Source organism: Nitrospira sp. ND1 (assembly GCF_900170025.1).
Lineage (GTDB): Bacteria > Nitrospirota > Nitrospiria > Nitrospirales > Nitrospiraceae > Nitrospira_A.
Genome location: NZ_FWEX01000005.1, coordinates 432,778 through 458,080 on the forward strand (window position 1 = coordinate 432,778; position 25,303 = coordinate 458,080).

The 25,303-nt window shown below is 58.4% G+C and carries 24 protein-coding genes; 11 read left to right on the top strand and 13 right to left on the bottom strand.

Annotated elements, in window-relative coordinates; translation table 11 throughout:
- Positions 1-83: 83 nt before the first annotated feature.
- From NSND_RS02155 to NSND_RS02185, 7 genes are all read left to right on the top strand, one after another.
- A complete protein-coding gene (locus NSND_RS02155; RefSeq protein WP_235000135.1) occupies positions 84-602 on the top strand; it encodes a polysaccharide biosynthesis/export family protein in 519 nt (172 codons plus the stop codon).
- A gap of 144 nt (positions 603-746) precedes the next feature.
- Positions 747-1,841, top strand: coding sequence for a hypothetical protein (locus NSND_RS02160; RefSeq protein WP_143833351.1), 1,095 nt, complete (start codon positions 747-749; stop codon positions 1,839-1,841).
- A 29-nt stretch (positions 1,842-1,870) separates the two neighbouring features.
- Positions 1,871-3,640 carry a GumC family protein gene (locus NSND_RS02165; RefSeq protein ID WP_080877397.1) on the top strand — a complete coding sequence of 590 codons (1,770 nt, stop codon included), beginning with the start codon at positions 1,871-1,873 and terminating at the stop codon, positions 3,638-3,640.
- 61 nt (positions 3,641-3,701) lie between these two features.
- Positions 3,702-4,526, top strand: coding sequence for a CpsD/CapB family tyrosine-protein kinase (locus NSND_RS02170; RefSeq protein WP_080877398.1), 825 nt, complete (start codon positions 3,702-3,704; stop codon positions 4,524-4,526).
- 7 nt (positions 4,527-4,533) lie between these two features.
- Positions 4,534-5,934 carry an AAA family ATPase gene (locus tag NSND_RS02175; protein WP_080877399.1) on the top strand — a complete coding sequence of 467 codons (1,401 nt, stop codon included), beginning with the start codon at positions 4,534-4,536 and terminating at the stop codon, positions 5,932-5,934.
- 34 nt (positions 5,935-5,968) lie between these two features.
- Entirely contained in the window at positions 5,969-8,119 is a 2,151-nt protein-coding gene (locus tag NSND_RS02180) for a bi-domain-containing oxidoreductase (protein WP_080877400.1), read from the top strand.
- Positions 8,120-8,210: 91 nt separating this feature from the next.
- Positions 8,211-8,933, top strand: a complete 723-nt coding sequence (locus NSND_RS02185; protein ID WP_159450585.1) for a response regulator transcription factor — start codon at positions 8,211-8,213, stop codon at positions 8,931-8,933.
- On the opposite strand, the gene NSND_RS02190 is transcribed toward NSND_RS02185, so the two are convergent.
- Positions 8,901-9,764 (bottom strand): CHAD domain-containing protein, encoded by an 864-nt coding sequence (locus NSND_RS02190; protein WP_080877402.1) that lies wholly within the window; start codon positions 9,762-9,764, stop codon positions 8,901-8,903. The genes NSND_RS02185 and NSND_RS02190 overlap by 33 nt on opposite strands.
- Positions 9,765-9,883: 119 nt before the next feature.
- On the opposite strand from NSND_RS02190, the gene NSND_RS02195 reads away from it, so the two are divergent.
- Complete coding sequence (locus NSND_RS02195) at positions 9,884-10,381, top strand: SixA phosphatase family protein (RefSeq protein ID WP_080877403.1); 498 nt, start codon at positions 9,884-9,886, stop codon at positions 10,379-10,381.
- 173 nt (positions 10,382-10,554) lie between these two features.
- On the opposite strand, the gene NSND_RS02200 is transcribed toward NSND_RS02195, so the two are convergent.
- From NSND_RS02200 to NSND_RS21130, 9 genes are all read right to left on the bottom strand, one after another.
- Positions 10,555-12,108 carry a Ppx/GppA phosphatase family protein gene (locus NSND_RS02200; RefSeq protein ID WP_080877404.1) on the bottom strand — a complete coding sequence of 518 codons (1,554 nt, stop codon included), beginning with the start codon at positions 12,106-12,108 and terminating at the stop codon, positions 10,555-10,557.
- Entirely contained in the window at positions 12,109-12,777 is a 669-nt protein-coding gene (gene phoU / locus NSND_RS02205; RefSeq protein WP_080877405.1) for a phosphate signaling complex protein PhoU, read from the bottom strand.
- A 20-nt stretch (positions 12,778-12,797) separates the two neighbouring features.
- Positions 12,798-13,661, bottom strand: coding sequence for a phosphate ABC transporter ATP-binding protein PstB (gene pstB / locus NSND_RS02210; RefSeq protein WP_080877406.1), 864 nt, complete (start codon positions 13,659-13,661; stop codon positions 12,798-12,800).
- Positions 13,662-13,679: 18 nt separating this feature from the next.
- Positions 13,680-15,329 (bottom strand): phosphate ABC transporter permease PstA, encoded by a 1,650-nt coding sequence (gene pstA, locus NSND_RS02215; RefSeq protein WP_200810459.1) that lies wholly within the window; start codon positions 15,327-15,329, stop codon positions 13,680-13,682.
- The gene (locus NSND_RS02220; protein WP_235000136.1) at positions 15,322-17,526 is read right to left on the bottom strand and encodes an ABC transporter permease subunit; all 2,205 of its coding nucleotides are present in this window, start codon (positions 17,524-17,526) and stop codon (positions 15,322-15,324) included. Before NSND_RS02220 ends, pstA begins: the two co-directional genes overlap by 8 nt.
- 23 nt (positions 17,527-17,549) lie before the next feature.
- Complete coding sequence (locus NSND_RS02225) at positions 17,550-18,569, bottom strand: PstS family phosphate ABC transporter substrate-binding protein (protein WP_080877408.1); 1,020 nt, start codon at positions 18,567-18,569, stop codon at positions 17,550-17,552.
- 251 nt (positions 18,570-18,820) lie between these two features.
- On the bottom strand, positions 18,821-19,525 hold the full coding sequence (locus NSND_RS02230; RefSeq protein ID WP_235000137.1) for a helix-turn-helix transcriptional regulator: 705 nt from the start codon (positions 19,523-19,525) through the stop codon (positions 18,821-18,823).
- A 43-nt stretch (positions 19,526-19,568) separates the two neighbouring features.
- Complete coding sequence (locus NSND_RS02235; protein ID WP_159450588.1) at positions 19,569-19,880, bottom strand: DUF2934 domain-containing protein; 312 nt, start codon at positions 19,878-19,880, stop codon at positions 19,569-19,571.
- Positions 19,881-20,095: 215 nt separating this feature from the next.
- On the bottom strand, positions 20,096-20,266 hold the full coding sequence (locus tag NSND_RS21130; protein ID WP_159450589.1) for a hypothetical protein: 171 nt from the start codon (positions 20,264-20,266) through the stop codon (positions 20,096-20,098).
- Between the two features lie 217 nt (positions 20,267-20,483).
- Here NSND_RS21130 and NSND_RS21135 point away from each other — a divergent pair, with 217 nt between their 5' ends.
- Complete coding sequence (locus NSND_RS21135) at positions 20,484-21,188, top strand: response regulator transcription factor (RefSeq protein ID WP_080877411.1); 705 nt, start codon at positions 20,484-20,486, stop codon at positions 21,186-21,188.
- A gap of 109 nt (positions 21,189-21,297) precedes the next feature.
- Here the strand turns inward: NSND_RS21135 and NSND_RS02245 are convergent, their stop codons facing one another.
- Positions 21,298-21,537 carry a hypothetical protein gene (locus NSND_RS02245; RefSeq protein ID WP_080877412.1) on the bottom strand — a complete coding sequence of 80 codons (240 nt, stop codon included), beginning with the start codon at positions 21,535-21,537 and terminating at the stop codon, positions 21,298-21,300.
- Positions 21,538-21,699: 162 nt separating this feature from the next.
- Positions 21,700-22,248, bottom strand: a complete 549-nt coding sequence (locus NSND_RS02250) for a phosphate-starvation-inducible PsiE family protein (RefSeq protein ID WP_080877413.1) — start codon at positions 22,246-22,248, stop codon at positions 21,700-21,702.
- A 224-nt stretch (positions 22,249-22,472) separates the two neighbouring features.
- Here NSND_RS02250 and NSND_RS02255 point away from each other — a divergent pair, with 224 nt between their 5' ends.
- The gene (locus NSND_RS02255; RefSeq protein ID WP_080877414.1) at positions 22,473-23,111 is read left to right on the top strand and encodes a response regulator; all 639 of its coding nucleotides are present in this window, start codon (positions 22,473-22,475) and stop codon (positions 23,109-23,111) included.
- 3 nt (positions 23,112-23,114) lie between these two features.
- On the opposite strand, the gene NSND_RS02260 is transcribed toward NSND_RS02255, so the two are convergent.
- Complete coding sequence (locus tag NSND_RS02260; protein ID WP_080877415.1) at positions 23,115-23,510, bottom strand: phosphate-starvation-inducible PsiE family protein; 396 nt, start codon at positions 23,508-23,510, stop codon at positions 23,115-23,117.
- Positions 23,511-24,029: 519 nt separating this feature from the next.
- Here NSND_RS02260 and NSND_RS02265 point away from each other — a divergent pair.
- Entirely contained in the window at positions 24,030-25,190 is a 1,161-nt protein-coding gene (locus NSND_RS02265; RefSeq protein WP_080877416.1) for a PstS family phosphate ABC transporter substrate-binding protein, read from the top strand.
- Positions 25,191-25,303: the final 113 nt, after the last annotated feature.

A 25,303-nucleotide genomic window follows, 5' to 3' on the forward strand; every position in this document is an offset into this window, starting at 1 on the left:
GTTTCCAGATCGTTCAGAGAATCGCATTCGGATTGATCATAGGTATGTTCCTGACCGCCACTGTGAGCTGTCAATCTGCTGACATGCGCAGCACGGCTCAGGAAGCATCAAACTCCGACCAGGGGTACCGGCTCGGCCCCGAAGATGTCCTGCTTATTTCCGTCTGGAAAGATGAACACCTGACTAGAGAAGTTCTCGTCCGGCCGGATGGCATGATTTCTTTTCCCCTCGTCGGAGACGTGCCGGCTGAAGGGCGAACGGTGGAAGAACTGCGCATAGACCTCACCAAACGGCTGATCAAATATATTCCTGCCGTGAACATCACGGTCGCCGTCATCAAGCCATTGAGTTACAAGGTGTATGTCGTCGGCCGTGTGACAAAGCCCGGCGAATTCCTGGTGGGCCACTATACCGATGTGCTCCAAGCCTTGAGTCTCGCGGGAGGACTGACTCCGTTTGCGGCGGAAAACGACATCAAGATCGTGCGTCGGGTGATGGGCCAACAGCAGACGTTTCCATTTCGGTACGGTGATGTGCGGAAGGGCATGGATCTGGAACAGAATATCATCTTACAGCGCGGCGACGTCGTGATGGTGCCATAACTCGTGAAGTTGTCGTCGCAGAGTTGGAAAAGGGGGCAGAACGCCCGGTCGTCAGGAAGGAGACTGGCTTGGCTGACGGTGGTGTGTTTGATCCTGCACATCACCGTTCCAGGGTTTGCGGCCGAATGGTCACTCGTACCCTCGATGAGCACCAAGGCATACTACAATGACAACCTGTTACTGACGCCCTCACCCCATGATCCGACCTACGGCTATTGGATTTCACCAGGAGTAGAATTTGCCGGAAAGACCGAACGACTGGAGGTGAGCGGCAAGACAGCGCTCGACCTCGTGGACTACTACGGAGACGTGAAAGACCGATTTACGAATGTATTCTTGCCGTTGACGATGAAGTATCGGACGGAGCGAGACGAATGGGGATTCACCGGGGGGTTTACCAGAGACAACACGTTGATGGGGGAGTTGTTGACGACCGGAATTGTTTTACGATTCACCCAACGGAACCTGTGGAACTTGAATCCGAGTTGGACGAGGATGATCACTGAAAAGTTTGGCTTTCAAAGTACATTCCAGTTCAGCGATGCGAGTTATCAAGACGGCCTCCGCCTTGGGCTGGTCGACTATCAGGTGTTTGGGGGAACGGCCGGGTTCCTATATCACTTGACGGAACGTGACGATGTGCAAATAGTTGGAACCTACACCAACTTCCATACGACCAATGCACCCTTTGGACTGAGGGCCTATTACCCGGGAGCCATGTTATCCGTCATTCATAGCTTTACAGAAGGGTTGAAGGCAACGGCCTATGGTGGACCACGGGTTGTCAGTTCCACCACCCAGGGCGGCGGGTTTAGCCAGAAGACAAATGACACAATTTGGGTCTACGGGGCGATGCTGACCCAGCAGTTCGAGCGAGCCAGCCTACAATTGAGCGTGACCCGTGATATCGTTCCCAGCGGTTTCGGACTCTTGCTTCAGACCGATCGAATTGGAGCATTGACCTCCTATAACCTCACCGACACCTTGACGGCTTCCTTGGATGCTTCTGGGTATATCGTGTCAGGGGTAACCAGTCAGGCTCAGGGGGGCACCCTACCAGAGCAGCGACTTTTTTACCTCACGCCGAAACTGGCCTGGCACTTTTCAGAATGGTGGAGAACCGAGGTTTCCTACAGTTATAACTGGCGTGATGTGGAGACCTTTAATGAGCCGGTCATGTCGAATACCCTCATCATCATGTTGACGTATTATCCACCGAAACTGGCCATCTCGAATTAGGTTTGGGGCTTAGGAAAAAGGATATCTCCATGACAGGTCAACCACGATCACAAGAACCAGAAGCCACGATCAATCTTGGAGACTATCTTGCGATATTCAAGCGCCGGAGAACCGTTATTTTTTTCGTAGCGGGGTTTCTCTTGTGCCTCAGCCTGGCCGCGGCAGTGCTCTGGCCTCCGACCTTCAAATCCACCGCAACGATTCTGATCGAAGAACAGGAAGTGCCTGCGGAACTCGTCCATAGCACCATCACCAGTTACGCCGACCAACGAATTGAGATGATCAAGCAACAGGTCATGAGCCGTTCCAGTCTCTGGAAGGTCGTGGAGCAGTACAATCTGTACCCCGAAATGAGACGTGAAAACCCCACAGAGGAGGTCATCAAACGTTTCATCAAGGATATCGAAGTTGAAGTCATCAGCGCCGATGTCATCGACAAACGGACGCAGCATGCGACCAAGGCCACCATTGCTTTCACCGTGTCCTACAACAGTGGGGCGCCTGATACCGCCCAACGTGTGGCGAATGAACTGACCAGCCTGTTTCTCGGCGAGAATCTCAAGAGCCGCGAACGCCAAGCACAAGAAACCACTACCTTTCTGAAACAAGAGGCGGAAAGCCTCGCGGCGCATATCGAAGAGGTGGAGGCCAAACTGGCCACGTTCAAGCAACGCGCGGCCGGTGCCTTGCCCGAGTTAATGCCGCTGAATCTCCAAATGATGAACCAGTCGGATCGTGAGCTGATGGACCTCGATCAACAGATCCGCAGCCTTGAGGAGCGGAAGTCGTATCTCGACGGGGAATTGGCAACCATTAAGCCGAATACACCCATCCTGTCCGTCACCGGAGAACGTATCCTCGATAGTGTGGAGCGGTTACGTGGACTCCGGGCGGAATATGCCGGAGTGGCCGCGAATCTGTCGTCGGACCATCCAGATGTGATTAAGATGAAACAGGAAATCTCTGCGCTGGAGCGGGAAACCGGGGCGAATCCGGAGACTGAAGAGGTCGCCAAACAATTGATCGATGCCCGGGCCAGGCAGGCCACACTTGCCGACCGCCTCGGAGAGAACCACCCCGATGTGTTACAAACCCAACGCACGATCGTGGTGCTGGAACGGGAACTCCGTCGGATCGGCACGGGTGCCGGCAACAAGCCGATGCAGCGTCCGGAAAATCCTGCCTACATCAACATTCAGGCACAACTCAATTCGGTGAATTCATCTCTGCAAGCATTGAAAACCAGCCGTACGACCGTCAAGCAACGTCTTCAGGATTATGCCAAACGCATCGAGCGGACTCCGGTGCTGGAACCGGACTATCTGACGCTCGCGCGCGACCGCGACACCTCGTCCCAAAAATATCAGGACATTCGCTCGCGACTCCTGGAGGCCAAGGTGTCGGAAGGCCTCGAAGTGCAACGGAAAGGCGAGCGGTTCTCGCTCATCGATCCTCCGGGGCTGCCGGAATCGCCGGAGAAGCCCAACCGGAAGGCCATTGTGCTGTTGGGGTTCATCCTGGCGCTGGCGGGCGGCGCAGGGGCCGCCGCGCTCACGGAGCATCTGGACCATTCTATTCGTACCCCTGAACAACTGGTACGAGTGTCGCAGGCCTTCCCCCTGGCGGTTATTCCTTACATGCCCAATCGGGCAGATCTGGCTCGTGCACTCGCCAGAAGAAACAGGATTCGTCTCACGGGCCTGGGAACGGTGGCCCTGTTGGTGCTCATCTGCCATCTGTTTTGGACCCCCTTGGACGTGGTGTGGTTCGCGGCCTTGAGGAGATTCGGCATCGAATGACCGTGGTCATCTCGCAACGTGAGGTCGTTGAGCTTGTCTGCCAGTATGGAAAGGGGTAACCATGGAATGGTTTCAAGCGGCGCTCGATCGCTATAAGCAACAGCAGCACCAGAGCCCTCCCAGATCCGGTCCCGGACGAACGCAGCCTATGCGGGCGATTCCGGCCACAATCGTGTATACCCGTACGCGCTCGATACAGATCCCCGAACCGGTGCTGAGGGAGCAGCGTATCCTGGCCGGCTTTGAAGGAGGGCCGTTCGTAGATTCGTTCAAAATCCTGCGTACCCAGGTGTTGCATCGAGTCAGAGAAAAAGGATGGAATGTCATCGGCGTGACCAGCCCAGGCGAGCGAGAGGGAAAGACCTTCACCGCCGTGAACCTGGCCGCCAGTCTGGCCATGGACGTGACGCAATCCGTGCTGCTGGTCGATGCGAACCTCCGGCACCCCAGCGTACATGAGATGTTCGATCTGGGTGAGTGCCAGGGACTGGCCGATTATTTGCTGAACGATGTGCCGATCGAACAATTACTGGTGCATCCCGGTATCGGCCGCTTCGTTCTTCTGCCCGGAGGACGGACCGTGTCACACTCGGCGGAAGCCCTGACTTCTCCGAAAATGGTGGCCCTGGTCGAGGAGTTTAAACATCGCTATCAATCGCGTATGATCCTGTTCGACCTGCCCCCGATTTTGCAGACCTCGGATGTACTGGCCTTCTCGCCGTATCTCGATGCCATGCTTGTGGTGATTGAAGAAGGACGCACAAAAGCGGAAGATGTGGAACGAGCGCTATCGCTTATCAAACCGTCGACACCTGTGCTGGGGACGGTCGTCAACAAAGTGGGCCACGCGACGGCCACGCCGGCGACCATGAAGAGAATGATATAGGCCATCGATGTATAAAAGCTTCTACCGCCTCCACAGCAAACCGTTCTCGCTGCTGCCGGACAGTGAGTTTCTCTATCTTGGTTCGACCCACCGCACGGCCTATAGTTTGCTGGAGTACGGCCTCCTCACCGAAGCCCCATTCATGGTGCTGACCGGCGATCCCGGCATGGGCAAGACCTCGCTGCTTCAAAAATTGATCGCGGATACTCGCGACGCCTTTTCGATCGGCTTCCTCACCAATGCCCGCTACGATGTGGATCATCTGCTGCCGTGGATTCTCTTTGCGCTTGGTCTGAACAACAAACAAGTCGATCCGGTCGAAGCCCAGCATCTCTTCGCCAATTTTCTTGCCCAGGAAAGGGCACGGCACCGGCGGGTAGTACTGATCATGGACGAGGCGCAAAATCTGGGCGTGAAACTGCTCGAGGAGTTGCGGTTGCTCTCCAATTTGAATCAGGAAAAGACGCTGCAACTGCAAATCATCCTCTCAGGCCAACCGGATCTGCAAACACTCCTGCGCCGGGTGGATATGACCCAGTTCGCGCAGCGGGTCGTGGTGGATTACCATCTGCAACCCTTCACGGAGGAAGAAGTCGCGCACTATATTCGCCACCGTATCCAGCTCGCAGGATCAACGCAACCGCTCTTTAGCGCCCCGGCTTGTGCCTTGACCTACCGTTTGAGCCAGGGAAATCCACGGTTGATCAACCAAGTGTGCGAAATGGCCTTGACCTATGGGTATGCGCAGCAGGCCACGCGGATCACCGCGAAGCTGCTGGCGCAGGCGGCGCTCGATCGACGAAAGAATCGAATCCTCCCGCTGGCGGAACTGGACGATCTGGAAGAGCTCGCGGCAGGGAAGGATGCGGAGGAGCCAGATGCGCAGGAATCCATCGCGCAATCTCTACCATCACGTGAGTCCCCGCCACAAATCGAGAGCCAACAACCTGTCGGCGCGGCAGAACCCTACTATCAGCGGGGAATGACGCTCCGGAAATCTCAGGACTATATCGCCGCGATCGCCCAATTCGAGCAGGCCGCACGAGACCCGGCCTACCACCTTCGGGCGTTTGGACAGATCGGGCTCTGTTACCGGGCGCTTGGTCTTGTCCCCCAGGCCGTGGCGGCATTTCGAAAGGCCTGCATGGATTACAACGCGCCGCGCACGCAAAGTTTAAGCGTACGCTATCTGTTGGGGCGAACCCTGGAGCAGTTGGGAGAAAAACCGGAGGCCCTCGAGCAATATCGGCTGATTTTCCGTACCGACCGGACTTTCAAGGACACGGCCGTTCGCCTCTCAAGTCTGGAAGGGGATCAGACCCGCGAGGCAAGCCAGCCGGGTACCCACTCCTGGGGATTCGGACAAGCCTGGAAACACGTCCGGCAGTTGTTGAAGGGAAACAGTTGATCACAGAACCATTCCGACGCCGGCAGTCTCTTCCATGAAACAAATTCTTCAACATAAACGGTCCGGAGCGGTGAAGGTAGAGGAGGTCCCTCCGCCTTCACTGCGAGGTTGCGGGCTGCTCGTGCTCAATGAAGCCTCCCTCATCAGCCCGGGAACCGAGAAATCGACGATTCAGAGCACGAAAAAGTCGCTGGCCGGCAAGGCCATGGAACACCCGGAGAAGATCAAGAAGGTCCTCTCTGCGATTCAGACAGACGGGCTCGCGCTCACACTCTCCCGCGTGTTCGATAAACTGGACTCGCCGGCCTCGTTGGGCTACAGCTGCGCGGGCACCGTGCTGGAGGCTGCTCGCGACGCGGGATCCTTTACGGTCGGGGACCGCGTTGCCTGTGCCGGGCAAAACTATGCGTCCCATGCCGAAATGATCTACGTGCCGAAACATCTCTGCGTGAAAATTCCGGACGGCGTGGATTCCGAGGATGCATCTTTTGTGACGCTTGGAGCCATCGCTCTGCAGGGCGTTCGTCAGGCGGAGCCCTGGCTGGGAGACCGGATCGCCGTGATCGGCCTTGGACTGCTCGGCCAGCTGACCGTGCAATTGTTGAAGGCATCCGGTTGCCGTGTGTTGGGATCCGATGTCGATCAATCCAAGTTGCAGTTGGCGCGTGAGTCGGGAGCGGATTTGGTAGCAATGTCCTCTGATCTTGCGGATGCAGCCGCGACCTTTTCCGACGGCCATGGCGTGGATGCGGTGATCATCACAGCCAGCACCAAGGACAATGGTCCCATCGAAGTGGCCGGCGAGATCGCGAGGAAAAAGGGGAGGGTGGTGGTGGTCGGCGCGGTGGGAATGAATGTGCCTCGCGAATCGTACTATCAGAAGGAGTTGGACCTGCGCCTCTCCATGTCCTACGGCCCAGGACGCTACGACGCCGCCTACGAGGAACATGGGCACGATTACCCGTTCGGGTACGTACGCTGGACAGAGCAGCGGAACATGCAGGCGTTTCTCGAACTCGTTGCGACAGGGAAGGTGCGCCTCAAGCCGCTGATCACCCATCGCTTTCCCATCGAGCAGGCGGAGTCGGCCTATGCGCTGATGATGGAGGGCTCGACACCCTATATCGCAATGGTCATCACATATCCCTCCGATCGGGCTCGTCCTTTACCGCGAACCATTGCCGTCGGGACAGCCCCGGCCGCTCGCCCGGTCATGCTGGGAATCATCGGAGCTGGAAACCACGTAAAGGATATGCTGCTCCCGCCGCTTCAAAACATGGAACACGTCGGCATTCGCGGCATCTGTACCGCCTCGGGAATCACAGCGAAGACCCTGGCCGGAAAAATCACTGCCGCCTATTGCACGAGCGACAGCCAGTCCATTCTGGATGACCCGGCCATCAACACGGTGCTGATCGGAACCCGCCATGACAGCCATGCCGCCCTGACGATCAAAGCACTACTCGCGGGCAAGCATGTGTTCGTAGAGAAACCGCTCTGCCTGACGGAAGACGAACTGAAGGACATCCGCTCCGTCTATGAGAAGAAGGCACCAGACGGGTTACACTTGATGGTGGGCTTCAACAGGCGGTTTTCTCCACATGCACAGGAAGCCGGGAGGTTTTTCGCATCGCGAGTAAATCCGCTCGTCATGCTGTATCGAATCAACGCAGGACGCATTCCAGCCGATCATTGGATACAACATCCGGACATAGGAGGCGGGCGCCTCATCGGCGAAATGTGTCATTTCGTCGATTACATGCAAGCGCTCTCGGCCTCGTCGCCCACTTCGGTGTATGCGTCCAGAATCGGACGTCATAGCTCCGGCATCACCGATGACCAATGCAGTATCGTAGTGAATTTTGCAGACGGATCCATCGGCACCATCATCTACACGGCAGAGGGGGACAGCGAACTTCCGAAAGAACGCTTTGAGGCCCATGCGGACGGCAAGTCGCTCGTCATGAACGACTTCATAGAAACGCAGACCTATAAGGACGGCAAGAGTACCGTGTTCAAGACCGCAAAACGGGACAAGGGGTTTACAGAAGAAATGTCGCGGTTCGTCAAATCCGTTGCGGGAGGACAAGCCCCGGTCATCCCGTTTGAGCAGATCGACGCCGTGACACGGGCCTGCTTCCTGGCCGTACAAAGCCTGCGCTCCGGTGTTGCCTATCGCCTCTAGACAGACGACGAGTGCGGCCTGCCCCATTCCAAATCAGTTCCCCTCAAGTTTCCTCCTCCGCCGACCGATGATGGTTCAGGGGAGTGCCTGCATGGGTTTGGAAATCATTGAAATTGTCGAAGACGACCAAGGCCAGGCCAAGTTGTTGGATCAGATCCTTCGGCAAGCCTCGTTCCGGACCAACGTCGCATTCGATGGCCCGTCCGCGATGCAGGACGTGTGGCGGATCAAGCCCTCTTTGATCATGGCCGACGATAACCTGCCCGGTCTGACCGGTCGGGAAATGTGCAAACGCCTCCGGCAGGACCCTTCCACAAAATACATTCCCATCATTCTCCTGTCCGGCTATTCGTCTGAGGAACGTCGTGTCGAGGCGCTCGACGGCGGAGCCGATGACTTCATCGTCAAACCCTATGCAACGGCCGAACTCGTCGCTCGCGTGAGGGCGCTGCTGCGCCGATCTCAGCAGGGACAAGGACAGGAGGAGGACCTCGGTGAGGATCTCGCCTTGACGGAGAGTCTGTACGTGGCAATGTACCGCGGGCAGAAGTTGACGCTATCCGTTCATGAATGGAAATCACTGCGGCGACTGACCAGTACGGTCGGAAGCGTGGTCCCGCGAGAAGAACTCAGCACGCTCCTCTGGGGAGACGACGCTCTGATGCATGACGGGGTAATCGACCGGTGCATGGAGCAACTGAATAAAAAACTGGCCGGGGAGGGCCCGGCTGCGGGACACATCAAAATGGTTCCAGGCGGCTTTCGCCTGATCATCCCTTCCTCAGAGAAGCCGGACATCGTCCAGGCTCAATAACGCGCCTTTGCGATCGCCCTCGCTCCACAGACGGCCTGCGGCCAGTGCATCCAGCAACCAGGCCAACTCTTCCGGCACTCGTCTCGCCCGGCGACGGGCCCGCTTCCAGTCCCGTTCGATACATGCCTGCACGGTGAGATTCAGCCTCTTGCCCCAGCGCCTGAAATCCGCCATTTCCTCATACCGTCCCAATAGGGCCTGAACCTGTTTGATCCGTTTCAGCCCATCCTGTTTGGCCGCCGCTTGTCCCGGCAGCCATTCCGTCTGATAGCGGATCGTCTTCAGGGTGAGACGCAGCGCATGGAGACGTTTTCGACTTGGCTTCTCCAGGGCCTTCTCGATCAGCCGCGAGAGGAGGCGCTCATGCTCATGCCTCAAGACTTCCAGTCGGTGCTTCACGGAAAGACCCGGGGGAGTGATCATCGGAAGCGCCTGTTTCCAGACCGCCTGTTCAATCTTGCGATAGGTTTGCGCGCGAGTCAGCTTGCGTTCCCGCTCGACGATCCAGGACTCGACGGCAGTGATGTCCGACTCGGGAGCTTCAATCTTCATCAGATATTGCCGGAAGACCTGCAAGGCCCGGAGCCGACTCAAGCGACTCACAGTCCGGGCCATCATCGCGGCACGGTCACGATTATTACAGAGCTCCAGTAATGCTTGAAGTCTACGGCAGTGAGTACGAATCGAGTGGATGGTGTCGGCGGTGCCGTCGCCCGCCATCGCGTGGCGGATCAAACGAAGCACGGTAGCTTGGTAGGCAGCAGCCGCCTGAACGACTTCTTGCCCGAAACCGGATGATGCGGTATGAATAGGGGAACGCGGCTTCCTCATGCCAACCTCAAAGTAGACATGAGAGGTGCCGGCCGGAGAACAGCGATAAGACTTCGAGGAACGATTGAACTCGTGACCGCCACCCGATCACCGACTTGCTTCCTGTTGGAGGATGCCCGATGGACTGCCTCTTCTTTCGACATGGTATCGCGATCGAGCGTCAGGAGTGGAGCGGGCAGGAACAGGACCGTCCACTGACCGACAAAGGCGCAGCGCGAACCCGAGAATCCGGCAAGGGACTGCTCAATCTGCGCATCAAACCGACGCATATCCTTTCAAGTCCCCTGGCGCGTGCGCACGAAACCGCCGCCATTCTTCAATCCTTGATTCGTCCCAAGCCGAAGATCCGGATCTGCGCCGAACTCAGTCCAACAGCGCATCCGCGCACCCTGTTTGCGCTGCTGGATGCGCTCCCGCCGGACGCCGTCGCGCTCTGTATCGGCCATGAACCTCACCTGAGCCTGGCAGCCGGAATCCTGCTCACGGGAAAACCTTGCAGCGGCCTGTCGCTCAAAAAAGCAGGGGCCTGCCTGATCCACATCGAAGAGTCCGTGCGGCCCTCGGCAGGACGACTCGCATGGTGGCTGACCGCAGCACAATTGCGCGCCCTGGCCTGATCACCCGCCGGATCAGACACCAATTCAATAATGAGAGCATGCCGACCACGCAACGTACTACCTGACCGGCCGGGATATTCTCTCCGAGACTGCTCATAGAAACAGACAGGGCGTCGCACATGCGCACCCTGCGAGGGAGGGCGGGGGAAACAGTGCCCGAAGCGGCCGATGCCTTAGTTGCCTTCGTCCTCCTGACTTGTGGTGACGAACTGAACCGGCCGCTTGAATACCTTCTCGAAGAGATCGCTGCGACCACGCGCCGCCCAGATTTCCAACTCGGCATCACCCGACACGTCCACTGTGATGACGACGGTCTTGCCGATTTTGACCTCGACGTTCCGCACCACCGAAAACTGGCTTCGATCCAATCCGTCGGCAATACGAAGCAGGGCCGACAGCACGTTGATGATGCGCTGGTTCCCTTGCGGCAACGCGGTGAACTCACTGTGCTTTCGCGTCGGCACCGAGCGGCGGTGATACCGCGCGATATTCGCCACCAGATCGATTTCCTCGGCGGTGAATCCGGAGAGATCGCTGTTCTTGATCAGGTAGTAGGCATGTTTGTGATGCTGGCGTGAATTGATCAAATATCCGATATCGTGCAGGATGGCCGCGAACTCCAGCCACTCACGCTCCCGCTGCCCGAATCCGTGCAACGACGTGGTTTGATCGAACAGGCGTAAGGCGAGTCCGGCGACATGGAGCGCATGCGTCTCGGAGACATGGCACCGGCGAGCCAGGGCCAGGATGTTCCGCTTCCGGACATCGGGAATATCCCGTTCCGCCTGAATGCCCTCGTGGTGGCGCTGAATGAAGTCGTAGATGATCCCTTCCCGGATCGCCTTGTCGCAAATCGTCAGCTCATCTTTCCGTAACAGGTCGAGCAGAATTCGAAACACCATCGTCGCAGGAAGCAGCGTATCCACGCGTTTGGGATCAAGCCCCGGCATGGCCAGCCGGGTTTTCAGCGTGGCGTCGGCCAGACGTTTTTCAACGGCGGCAATTTCTTTCGCCGAAATTTTCGTGAGGTTCAGCTGCTGGAGAGGGCGGCCCGTGCGCTGCAGATAAATGACTTCGGCCAGGTTGCCCGCCATCCCGGAAGTGGCGATGATCTGCTCCACGCGTTTGGTCTTATAGGTACCGAGCGCCTGCTTGAGTTGACTGGTCACCGCTTCTTCCAATTCGTGCAGCATCGCCTTGGAGGGGGGTGTCTTCGTCAGATACAAATCTTTGAGCCGAATCGCTCCCAACTTGAGGCTGCGAGCCTGATAGATCGTGTCCCGGTTCCCGACGATCACCTCGACCGAACCGCCTCCGATATCGATCACGAGGGTCGGCGGCTCAGGGAGAGCGACGCTGTTCTGCACGCCAAGGAAGATTAAGCGGGCTTCTTCTGCGCCGGTGATGACCCGCACCGTCAACCCGGTTTGTTGCGCGACATGATCCAGAAATTCCCCGCCGTTTCGCGCCTCCCGCACCGCGCTGGTCGCCACGCCTTCGATCCGCTCGTAGCCCTTGTTCCTGGCCAGCGTCACCAGGTTCCGGATGACTTCGAGTCCGCGCATCATCGCTTGGTCGGAGAGGCGGCGGGAGGTGAACACTCCGTCGCCGAGACGGGTCATGTCTTTGAACCGGTCGAGGATCTTGTAGGTGTAGTCCGGCTGCACTTCCGCCAGGACCATATGAATGGAATTGGTGCCGATGTCGAGGACGGCCAGTTTTGGCATCTACAGGCTCGCTGAGGGAGCTATGTGCCGGATGTTCTTGCCTTCAACCATGTAGACGACCAGCTCCGCGATATTGGTGGCATGGTCGGCGATCCGTTCGAGGGACTTCGCCACAAAGGTGAGGCGGATCGCGCGGGTAATGGTCCGCGTGTCTTCCAGCATAAAGGAGAGCAGTTCTCGAAACAACTGCTCGTTCACCTCATCGACAAAATCGTCGTCGGCGCACACCTTCCGCGCCAGCACCGGATCTGAATTCACGAAGGCATCCAGACAGTCCTTGACCATACGCATCGTCCAATTGGCCATGCGCGGAATATCGATGTAGGGCTTCAGCTGCGGCTCGCCGTTCAGCTCCAGGGCGCGCTGCGCGATGTTGTCGGCCAGATCGCCCATCCGTTCCAGTTCGGACGAGATCTTCATCCCCGTCGTCACGAATCGCAGATCGCGGGCCGTCGGCTGTTGCAGGGCCAGCAACTGGATGCAGAGCTCGTCGATCTCGACATCCAACGCGTTGACATCGTGGTCCTGCTTGATGACGTCGACCGCCAGATCGGAATCCCTATCCACCAGAGCCTGGAGGGCCAGTTGAATCTGCGATTCGACGAGGCCTCCCATGCGGAGCAATGTCTGCTTGAGATGCGCGAGGTCTTGATCGAAATGTCGTTGCATGCTCCAACTCCTCCCGCGAGTTATCCAAACCGCCCGGTGATGTAGTCTTCCGTTCGTTTATCATGCGGGGTCGTAAAAATCGTCTTGGTATCGCCGAACTCTACCAATTCGCCCATCAGAAAAAAACCGCATTGATCCGACACGCGCGCGGCCTGCTGCATGTTGTGCGTCACGATCACCACGGTGTAGGTATCCTTCAACGTATAGATGAGTTCTTCGATCTTGCCGGTCGCGATGGGATCCAGGGCCGAACAGGGCTCGTCCATCAGGATGACGTCGGGCTGGACCGCCAGCGCCCGCGCGATGCACAACCGCTGTTGTTGTCCGCCGGACAATCCCAGGGCACTTTGCGTCAACCGGTCCTTCACCTCATCCCAGAGTCCGGCGCCCTGCAGGCTATGCTGCACGAGTTCATCCAGGGACCGCTTATCCTTGGTGCCGTGCAGACGCGGCCCGTATGCCACATTGTCGTAGATGGATTTGGGAAACGGGTTCGATTTCTGAAAGACCATGCCCACACGTTTCCTGAGATCGGTGACGTCGATGACGGGGTCGAAGATGTCGACACCGTCCAGTTCCACACGCCCCACCGCGCGCGCGCCTTCCACCAGGTCGTTCATACGATTCAGGCAGCGCAGCAAGGTGGATTTTCCGCACCCCGACGGGCCGATAAAGGAGGTGACCGAATGAGTCCGTACCGTGAGTGAAACCCGGAACAGAGCCTGTCGCGGGCCATAATAAAAATCCAGGTTTCGGACCAATATTTTTGCATCGACGGAGGTTCCTTGCGTCTCCTGGGGACGGGTGAGGCGCGATTGCGGAACGACCGGACGCACCGGGAATGTCTGGGCCGTCGGCGACACGCTGCGAGTTTGGAGATCCATGCCAGTTCCTTTCTGAAATCAAACCGCGGAGGCGGCAAAACGTTTCCGCAAACGATTGCGCAGGCGCACGGCCGTCCAATTCAGCAGCACAACCACGAGGATCAGAATCAGCGTGGTCATATAGACCATCGGTTTGGCCGCCTCGACGTTCGGCGACTGAAATCCGACGTCATAAATATGAAACCCCAAGTGCATGAACTTTCGATCGAGGTGCAGGAAGGGAAGGTAGCTATCCAATGGAAGGGCGGGCGCCAACTTCACCACCCCGGTCAGCATCAAGGGCGCCACTTCGCCGGCCGCCCTGGCCATGGCCAGGATCAGCCCCGTTAGAATCCCCGGTAACGCACAGGGGAGGATGACATGCCGGATTGTTTCAAATTTGGTCGCGCCCAACCCGATCGACCCTTCCCGGAAATCTCGTGGCACTGCAGACAGGCCTTCTTCGGTTGCGACGATCACTACCGGCACCGTGAGCAGAGCCAAGGTCAGCGATGCCCAGAGAATGCCGCCGGTGCCGAAGGTGGGATTGGGCAACGATTCCGGAAAGAGCAATTGGTCGATCGTTCCGCCTAAGGCATAGATGAAGAAGGCCAACCCGAATACGCCGAAGACAATGGACGGCACACCGGCAAGGTTATTCACCGCAATCCTCACCAGCCTGACCAGCAGACCCTGCTTCGCATATTCCCGCAGATAGACGGCCGCCATGACACCGAACGGCATCACGGCCACGGTCATCAAGAAGACCATGAGAACTGTGCCGAAAATCGCCGGGAAGATCCCGCCCTCCGTGTTCGCTTCACGGGGTTCGCTGGACACAAACAGCCACAGATTCCGGACATAGGCGAGGAGCTTCTCGCCCCAATGCATCCCGTTCGGCCGGCTGACGGCCAACACCTGATCGAGAGACAGCCGCACCGACCGGCCGGTGGAGAGCGTCAGGAACAGAACCTCCTGCCCGGCCTCCTTGTGCAACCGCTCAAGCACCTCAGTCTTGGCGAGATAGTCTCGTTCCAGCTCGGCAATCCGATCGAGGAGGAGCCGGTCTCCGTCGGCATCGCCGGGGTCGAGTCGGCCGCTCAGCGTCAACGCATGTCGGGCAAGCCTGGCCTTCTCAATCCGATAGTTGATGGATCCGATTTCCTCCCGCTCCAGATGTTCGATGCGGCGACGTAAGTGATTAGCCCGTTCCACCAGCGTCTTGACCGTCGTCCACGAACTCCCGCTCGCGCTTCCTGTCGCTGCCCCCTCCATGCCGACCGTGATGCGACCGAAGGCAGGCCCCCACTCACGTCGCTCGACCACCGTGAGATCCTCGGGACGCGCGCTCGTCACTATATCCGCAGCATTGATCCACCGATATTCGGCCCCGAACACATCCCGATTGCCGACCCGATACCGAAAACGGCGCTGTCCGTCCGGCGAGTCCGGCGTGACCGAATTGGGGATCACTTCTTCTCCCACCACCTGACCGATCACCGTCTCCTGCGTCTTGAGCGTCGTCTCCTGCAATGCACCGGGCCAGAACTGCCCCAGGCCGTTGATCATAATCAGCCCCAGCATGCCGGCCACCATCAACAGGCTAAGCGCCACACCGGAGGCCGTCATCCAGACGAACAGTTCTCCGCCCCGCCAGAATTGCTTCATGAACTTCGACCGTTCACCCATGGCTGTATTTATCCCGGAGCCGCTGACGAATGAGTTCCGCCAACGAGTTGATGACAAACGTGACGATGAACAAGAGCAGGGCGGCCAGGAACAACACCCGATAGAGACTTCCGCCATGCGGGGCTTCCGGAATTTCTACCGCGATATTGGCCGACAGCGTCCGAAAGCCGTTCGCCCAGTTCCAATCCAGAATGGGAGTATTCCCCGTAGCCATCAGGACGATCATAGTTTCTCCGATCGCGCGGCCGAACCCGATCATCACGGCGGAAAAGATTCCAGGGCTGGCCGACAGCAGCACCAGATGCAGGACGGTTTGCCAACGAGTCGCTCCCAGCGCGAGCGACCCGGCGATTTGGATCTTCGGCACATTGGAGAGCGCCTCTTCGGCGATACTGTAGATCACCGGGACGATGGCAAACCCCATCACGATACCGACGATCAAGGCGTTGCGCTGATCGTATTCGATACCGAGCCGGCTTGAGAGCCAGGCCTTGACGTTCCCGTCGAACCACCAGCCTTCGATGAACGGATTCGCCCAAAGACACCCGGCGATGCCCAATCCCATGAGAGGGATCAATAGCAGGGCTTCCTGCCCCTGCGGAAGGTGCCGTTTCACGGACAACGGACAGAGGTACCAGGCGAACGAGGCCACGATAACCAGCACCGGCAACACCAGCGCCATAGCGGCCACGGCCGGGAGCATTCGCTCAAGGAGGGGCGCCAGCCAGAGTCCGGCAAGAAAGCCGAGCACCACGGTCGGCAATGCCGCCATGACTTCAATAATAGGTTTAATTTTCGCGCGCAGGTCCTGATGCATGAACTGCGAGGTGCACATCGCCGCCAGAATGGCAATCGGCACGGCGAGAAACAGGGCGTACATCGTCCCTTTGAGCGTTCCGAATGCCAGCGGCAGCAGACCGAGCTTCGGCTCGACATCATCCGACCCGGAGGAGGATTGCCATACATGCGCCGGCTGATCGTACCCCTCGTACCAGACCTTGCCGAACAATGTCTCGAGCGTTACTTCGGGATAGGCGTTCTGTACCTGGTACAGCGACAGTTGCCCGGCCCCGTCCAATGCGATCAATCCGTCGCCTTTCGGGGCGAACGCCACGGCGCGGATCGGAAATTCGCTGGTGGCCAGCCGCAACAACGTTTGAGAAGAAGTCGCATGGTGCAGGAACAGATTACCCTTCCTGTCGCCGGTCACAAACCCCTTGACCCGTTGCGACGGCGCAAATGCGGTGACCGGCGCATTGTGAGCGCGAAGGGTATGGGTTCGAGTCAGTGTCCAACCGGACGGAGCATCGGCCCGTCGCACAAGTCCCCAGGTCGACACCGCACCGTCCTCAGACATGACCACCAGGCTCCGATCGCCACTCAGAAACCCCAACGTCGTGACGGCCGTCGAGGATGCGGCGACCGTATAGGCGGCCCTCATCTCCGGCGACTCCGTCTCGGACAAGGCGACATGCACCACCTGTCCGTCCGCGGTTCCCACATACAGATTTTCAAGTAACGCATCCAGGGCGAGGGCCGTCACCACACCTTTCGGTTGCGGCAGTTCCGTGATGATCGGATGGTCGCCCGCCACGTCATCCGCCGCGATGCGCACGACGAGCAGCCGGCCGCCCTTCGACAGGAGGGCCAGCAGACTTCCGTGATCATTGGCCCGGTAAGCCAGCCGGACGATGGGGCCTTTCGTCAGTGGAATAGGTTGACCGGCGCGAATATGCGGGCGCTTGCGTCGCTCGCCTCGATCGGTAAATTCCGTCGTGGTGCCGACTTTCAAGAACAGGACTTCACCATCGGCTGTGCCCACGGCCAACCGCGGAGCATTGCCGCCTCCGGACGCCATCGCCGTGATCTGGCGGCTCGTTACCTGTGCCGGCATCTCCAACGGGATGGGTTGGCCCGATGCCAGATCGAAGAACTGAATGGCTCCTGATGTGAACACCTGCGCGATCTCACGATGTTCATCGACCGCCACCTGAGCCGGACCTTCGTCCACAAGGAGGGCCGGCACACTCAAGCGTTGAGTCAACTTCGCGCTCGGCGCAGTGAACAACGGGGTGACTTCGCGAAACAGAAAAAAGAAGATCCCGAGAATGCTGACGATGGTCGCCAGCCCACCGACGGTAATAATGGCCCGGGCAAGCCGATCGAACAATGTTCGGAGATGCACAGGCCTCAGCATCAGTCGGAATCGCTCCGTGATCATTACCGGATCTGGCTCAGCTGCTTCTCAGCCATGGCGGCATCCACGGGGAAATACCCGTCCCTGAGCACGTCTGATTGCCCCTCTCTGCTGTAGACGTAGGTGAGAAACTCTTTCACGATGGGCGAGAGGGGTTTCCCCGGAGCCTGATTCACGTAGATGTACAAGTATCGCCACAGCGGATACGTGCCGTTCCTCGTGTTCGCCTGGGTGGGTTCGACGAACGACTGACCGGCCTTCGCCGCGAGCGGAAGCATTTTCACCCCGGACGTGGTGTAGCCGATCCCGCTGTACCCGATGCCGTAACGATCTTCGCTGATCCCTTGCACCACCGAGGCAGAGCCGGGTTGTTCCTTCACCTGATCCTTGAAGTCGCCATTTTTGAGCGCATGTTCCTTGAAGAATCCGTACGTGCCGGACGCTGAATTGCGGCCGTACAGACTGACTGGCGCACCGACCCAGTCGCCGGTCAACCCGAGTTGCCCCCACTTGGTCAGGTCGACGGCATGGCCGTGCCGCCGGGACTTGGAAAACAGCGCATCCACTTCCGCAACCGTGAGCCCCTTGGTCGGATTGTCCTTGTTGACGAAGAGCGCCAAGGCGTCCACCGCGACCGGGTAGGGCGTCGGCGGGTACCCGAACTTCGTTTCGAATGCGTCGATCTCGCTCGACTTCATCGTCCGCGACATCGGACCGAGTTGAGCCGTGTTTTCAATGAGCGCAGGCGGTGCCGTGCTGGACCCCTTCCCCTCGACTTGAATTTTCACATTGGGATATTGCTTCCGGAACCCTTCGGCCCACAACGTGATCAGGTTGTTCAGGGTATCGGAGCCGATGCTGTTGATCGTCCCGGACACGCCGCTGACCTTTTGATAGGGTCGTAACGTGGTGTCGGCGCCGTTCGCTTGTCCGGCGCAGGCGGCCGGCATCACGATCAGCGCATAGAGAATCGAAAACACGAGGACGGTCGTCAGCGGATGCCCACTCGCCGGTTCGCGCACGGTATTCGACTCATGACGCATGTCAGACTCCTTTTTGTCCTGCATTGCACTCTATGGAAGAGAGATTTCAGGATGATCGACACAGTATTAAGATCCGGTTAACTCTGATGACGGAGAACACAGCATGCGGCTTCAGTTTGTTGCACCGGATCCGTGCCGGTCTCGACCAGTCGCATGCGCTTCGGACCTATTCGCGGGCACGCAGGGGATGCGAAACTAGGCCGTGATCTGCACCTGAATCGGCTGTTTCCGCCTCTCTCGTATGAGAGCGCTTAGATGGGCGGACTGCACCTCACGAGGCTCTTCTGATGAACCCATCGGAGCAGTTTCAATCGGGTATTGATGCCCAGCTTCTGGAACAGATTGGTCAAATGATGGCGGACGGTGATGGTCGAGATGTGAAGGAGGTCGGCAATGTCTTTGTTGGACAGGCCTTGTCCGACCAACAGGGCGATCTCCTGTTCACGATCGGTCAAGGGAGAATCAAGGCGTTCATGCAAGGAGGGACTCGCAGGGTCCTGACAGACGGTCGTTTCCCTGCTATCCGACGGGGTTGGGTCATTGCGCTCCTGCCGCCGGGAGGTTCCGGGTAGCCTGCGGAGGTAGTCGACGGTTGCGAGCAGGATCTCTACCGGTTGAATGTTCAATACAATGCTGTCGATGCCGGACAGCAGGAGCCCGCTCGTACCGTGTCTATATTCCATGTCGCTGATGGCGATGATCCTGATCGCCGGAGCGGACATCCGTACCCTCCGCACCAGATCTGCGACGTCGATTTCTGACTCAAGCACCACAATGAGCGCCCGGGGCTTCTCGCGCGCGACGATCGCCTCCGCGTCCGATGCGTTGACCGCTTCCCCAATCAGCCTGACCTGCGGGTGAGTCGTCAGGACAGCCTGAAGACCGAGGCGAACGAGATCACTCTTGCAGACGGTCGCCAGGGCAAACGATGAATCGGCTGGTTCGCCTTCGCTCACTGGACCCATCATTCCCGCCCGAGATCTACCGCCCTCTGCCCCGTTACACATAGGATGAGCCCGACAGACGATCGAGGGGATCCTGCCTCGTGGCTGCGGATTCTGAGAGCGTCAGCCGTTCGGCCTCCAGCCAATCCTGGCGATCGTGCCCATCCTGCCGTCCACGGCGCTGATATAGCTCATAGGCCAGTTTCTCAATACGTATCCTGATCTCCTCGGCCGCTGCTCTGCCGCCGGCCGGTTGCGGTCGCCGCTCGCGGACGAGCCGTGGGCGGGAAGACGTCTTCTTGACCGCCTTGGGTGGGCTCCCTGTCTGCTTATTGTCTGCGCTTGATTTGATCCGTCGTTGTGCCATCGCTGAATCTCCTGGTTGCATCGAACTGAACCTTCCCTCTTCCGACAGAGAGGCATCACATGGACAATCTGCACGGCACGGGTCTGTCAAGATTTTCGGAAAACCATTGCGCGATAGGATGGTGAAGACGCGGAGTCACCGGCCACTCGCAGTGTCTATGGGCAAGAGCCTCACCCAACACTCTGTGTTGAAGTCTTGCCGGTCCCCGGCTGTCCTTACAGGGGATCGGCTCGTGCGGACTCGTTGTCCTGCGCAAGGTCAGAAGACGCGCCTGATCCTGCGCTCACGAGGTGAATCGTCATGAACGGACCCAAGACCGTAAGGGTGAGGTTGACGCTGCCTTGCTCCGAGGGCAGGGTCGTACGACTATTGCTCCATGAAAACATCTCACCCTCCTCTATGCTGGGAGGCCAGCATAGGAGCGTGACATTTCATGAGACTCACCGTTTCTTTAACATCCGGTTAAACCGGACCATTTCTGGATTATTTTCACGAAGCCTTATGCGCTGCGGCGAACGTGAGCGGGGCTGTGGCTGTCGAAGTAACCTCTTCGCAATGCAGCCTTGAGGAAGATGAAACAGGTCAACGGTAGGGTCCGTTGCTATGGGTTCTAGGATCGTCCAAATCATTGAAGACGAGCCGCTCCACGCCGACCTCCTGGACCGCGCCTTGCGCCAGGCCCAATTCGCGACGACGCTTGCCGCGGATGGTGAGAGTGGATGGCGTGACGCGCAGCGACTGCTGCCTTCGTTGATTCTGCTCGACCTCATGCTGCCGGGTCTGAGCGGCCATGAGGTTTGCCGATTGGTCCGACGCACACCGTCTACGCGCCATATTCCGATCATCATGCTGACGGCCGTCGGAACAGAAGCAGACCGTATTGCCGGCCTTGAGATGGGAGCAGACGACTACGTGGTGAAGCCGTTCAGCCCGAAGGAGGTCGTGTCCCGCGTTCAGGCCGTGCTGCGCAGAGTCCATGAGACACGTCGTGAGGACCCTGTTCTGTTTTCCGATACCTCCATCACAATGGAGGGGCCTTACTTCGTCCTGTCCTTGCAGGAACGGCAAATCACCGTCTCGAACACAGAACTGAGGCTGCTTCAGTACCTGCTGCCTCGGAATGGGGAATTAGTGCGCGGCGATGAATTGTTGAATCTTCCAGGCGAGGAGCTCGGGAGCACGAGCAGAGAAGAACTTGAGCACCGTGTGCGCTTTCTTCGACGAAAGCTGGAGAACAGCGGGACGGGATCGATCGAGATGTTGCCGGGATCTCGTTATCGTTTCCTGGCCCATCCGGGGTCAACCTGACACAACCGGCCGGAATACCGCCTCATTCGGAACGCTGCGGCACTCAACCACGACTACCCGGCGGGGACAGGCTTTCTCTAGGTGTCACCTGAGACCCGCCACGCAAGGATCAGCCGGCGCAGGCTAAGACCCGCACTCTCGGCGATATCCGTTCGATCTCGTACTCGAAGCCCCTTCGAAGCAGGATGATCTCTCCGCGCCGGCTCAGCTCGTCGACGGTCTTAAAGACCTGGTTCCAGCTGAGCTCCGGCAGCAGGGTCACGACCTGCTCCAGCGTCAGGGATTTTCGCAGGCATACGAGATCGAGGATCAGACCTTCGCTGGTGGGGGAAATGGATGGATGCACCATGGCACGCCTCCTTGTTGGGAATCCTTCACTCACCCTTGTCGCAGACCCGGGTAACTGTGGAGTCGGCGATCACGTGCAGACAGTAACATGGGGAAACCGTATGTCTATGCAATCAACGCCGCATCAATTCTGAGTTAACTCGTTCCAGGGATCGCCTCGCCGCTAAATCTCTTCGCGGCCGCAGAACGATCCTCTCCCGGTTCCGTCGCCTTGCGCCGGCGAACAACGCACCGCCACCACCCGAATCGCTCCGAGCGCCAGGAGAATGGCTCCAAGCGAGAGCAACTTCATGTGGTCCGCATCCTTGAACCAGAGAGAAATGATTTCCGTCAACATGACCACGAGGATCGTATCGACGATGAAGGTGACTTTGACGCGGCCTTCTGAAAAATAGGTCAGCGTGGTCTTGAACACCTCCACCACCGCGAGAAGGATCAGCGTGTCAACGATGATCTGCCGGAGCCCGATCTCCACCGGGGCATGCAGCAGCAGTCCGATATCCAGAAAGGTTTTGACGACCCCGCCGGTCAGGGCGATGAGGATCGTCAGAATGAGCAGGCTGAGGACTGCCTTGATCCCTTTCATCCAGAGTTCGGTGAGATCCGTGTCGATCACATGTCCAACAAACTCCGAGAGGCGGTTCATGCGAGGCTGAGAGTGGCTGAAGGTCATACCTGGTGTCTCCTGGTTGTTGCCAATGGTGCCGTTCATAAAGGAGTCAATGGCTGTCCGATTCCTTTATGGTCGGTATCACCACACATCCTATGGGGAATGTACCGGGTCACTGTTCCATCCTCGTCATCGATGTATTACAACGCGGTTACGTTTCACTCCGATCAGCTCAGCGTTCGCTTCCGGACAGCCGGACCTGCGATGTTGCACAGCGTTAACAGGCCTTTGTCGCTCCCGTAACAGTGGTGGACTACCATGACCCGATGACACTGAACATCGTACAAATCATTGAAGACGAACCTTTGCATGCGCAACTGCTGGACCACTCTCTCCGGCAGGCCCGCTATCGCACGAATGTGGCGCACGATGGCGTCACCGGGTTGGCGGACGTGATGCGACTCACGCCATCGCTCATCCTGCTGGACCTGATGCTTCCGGGGATGAACGGACAGGAAGTCTGTCGTCGCATCCGAAGCGAGCCTGCCACGAAACACATTCCCATCATGATGATCAGCGCCCTGGGGAGTGATGAAGACCGGATTTCAGGAATACGCATGGGCGCGGACGATTATGTTGCGAAGCCGTTCAGTCCACGGGAGGTCGTATCTCGAGCGCAGGCCTTGCTCCGGCGATCCCAGGCTCAATGGGCCACCGCACCATGCCTCTCAGGCTCGCCGGTGACGATCAAAGACCACTGTCTGCAGCCGAAAGACGGCCGATCATTTGGTGGGATCGATCGAGACCTTCTCCGGAATCGGGTATCGTCATGTTGCCGCGACTCACCTCAGCGAATCCTCCCCCTCGTCCCGCATACGACACGATTCTCAGTGCGAGCAGGGCAGTTGGATCCCCCCCGTTCCAGTTGGACGCTTACGTCAGGCCGGTTCTCCAAACCGTCATAACTCTCACCGCGTCCGGCGGCACCCCCCGCCGTTACCCTCTCCATGGGCCGGGGAACAGCGCACCGCCACCACTCGTATCGCTCCGAGCACGAGCACCTTCATGTGGTCCGCATCCTTGCACTCGAGCAAATTGATTTCCGTCAACATGACCATGAGAATTGTATCGTCGAGAAAGGTGACGTTGATGCGGCCTTCAGAAAAATAGGTCCACGTGGCCTTAAACACTTCCACGACCGCGAGCCAGATCAGCGTATCGACACTGCTCTGGCACAGCCCGATTTCAACCGGCACATCGAACAACTGTCGGATATCCAGGAAGGTCTTGGTGACCCCGCTAGGCAGGGCGATGAGGATCGTCGGGATGAGCAGACTGGGACGGCCTTGAGACCTTTCATCCATGCGTCGGTGAGATCGGTGTCCAGGAGCCGATCTATGATACCGTTAACTCGACCGACGCGTGGCTGGACCTCAAAATAAGTCATGCGTTCGTATTCCTTTCCTGTCCACCCGAAATGGTCTTCGACCTGAAGTCACCACCCGTTCCTGATCATCGCGGACCACAACCCTGCAAACAGCCCGACCAGGAGCAGCATCGTGAAGAGAAACGTGCCGTTGCTGGAGACCGGTACCATCAACAAATCAGAAAGCATCGGGCACCTCCTTGATGAACCATTGCCTTCACTCTCGCCTCACAGTTTAGAACCCCACTGTTCCAGACAGCTTAGAGGCCGATTAGGGAACGGTTACGTCTTCGGAACGGGCTGGACGGGAAGAGTTAACACGGAGTTAACGAGCCGCTAATAGCACAGCAATTGGCCCGGCGTATCCTGCGAGACATTCAAACAGGTTTGATCGATCACGATAACGACAGGTATCGACAGTCATTCGGGACATCCACAACTCATACGGAGGCATCACATGGCACACGTGCAGCAGACAGGTTCCCATCACCGACCGAGAGCGCAAGCGTGGGTCGCGGCGGCAGCCGCCGCCATGCTGATCCTGACGGGCTCTCAGGTCCGCGCGGAGCACGCGGGATTGAGCGGCGGCAGTGGCCCCGCCGTGGACCCCGCGATCGAGCCCTATGTGAACCACAACGGTCTCCAGGGGAAACTGAGCATCGCCGGGTCGGACACCATGCGACCGCTGATTGCAAAGCTCGCGGCGCAGTTCTCCAGTCTCCACCCAGCCGCGCAGATTGCGGTCGAGGGAACCGGGTCGAGCGCAGCCATCCGCGAGTTTTTGCTGGGCCTGTCCTATCAACGGCGGGGAGACAAGGTTCAAGGCAGGGGCACGGCCGGCTCCACGACGGTTGAATTGCTGGCCTCTTCCCGGCAGTTGACGGAGGATGAATCCAAGGGCTTTGAGTCCAATTACGGCTATCGCCCCTTGGAAGTCCCCATCGCCATGGACGCTGTCGCCATCTATGTGAATAAGGACAACCCTCTTCAACGGCTGACCTTGGCGGAAGTGGATGCCATCTTCGGGAAAAACCATAAACGGGGCCTGGCCTCCGTCACCAATTGGAGTCAAATCGGATTGGGCGACTCCGCGCTGGCCAAACAGCCGGTTCACCTGTACGGGCGAGACAAGCGCTCCGGCACCAGGGAGTTTTTCAAACATGTCGCCCTGAAGGACGGGGAGCTGCTGGACGACGTGATCGAACAACCGGGTTCGGCGTCGGAGATCATTGCAATCGCCCAAGACCCGCTGGGCGTGGGATATGCCGGCGCCGGCTTCGACATCTCGGCTGTCCGTCAGGTACCCATTGCCGCCCAGCCGGAAGGACCGGCCCTGTTGCCGTCGGTCGAGACCGTCACCTCCGGTGCCTATCCGTTGGGCCGTTCGCTGTACCTGTATGTGAAGAAGGGCCCCAAAGACAAGCTGGATCCGGTGGTTGAAGAGTTTCTAGCCTTCGTGAACAGCCGCCAGGGACAGGAAACCGTGGCGCGGGCGAACTTCTATCCATTGACCTCGACGCAGGTGGCAAAGAATCGTCAGGAGCTGGGGCTGGCCAAAGGGGCGATGGTCACCATCCCACCTCAGGACCTGCAGGTCGCCGAACAACACGCACGGTAACACCCCTCACCATCGCATCTGCGACGAGGGAACGGACAGGGAGCGCCTGGTGCAAAAGGCGCTCCCTTTTCTGTTTTTTTTGGTATGATGCGCGCGATTCGGCCCCCGATGTT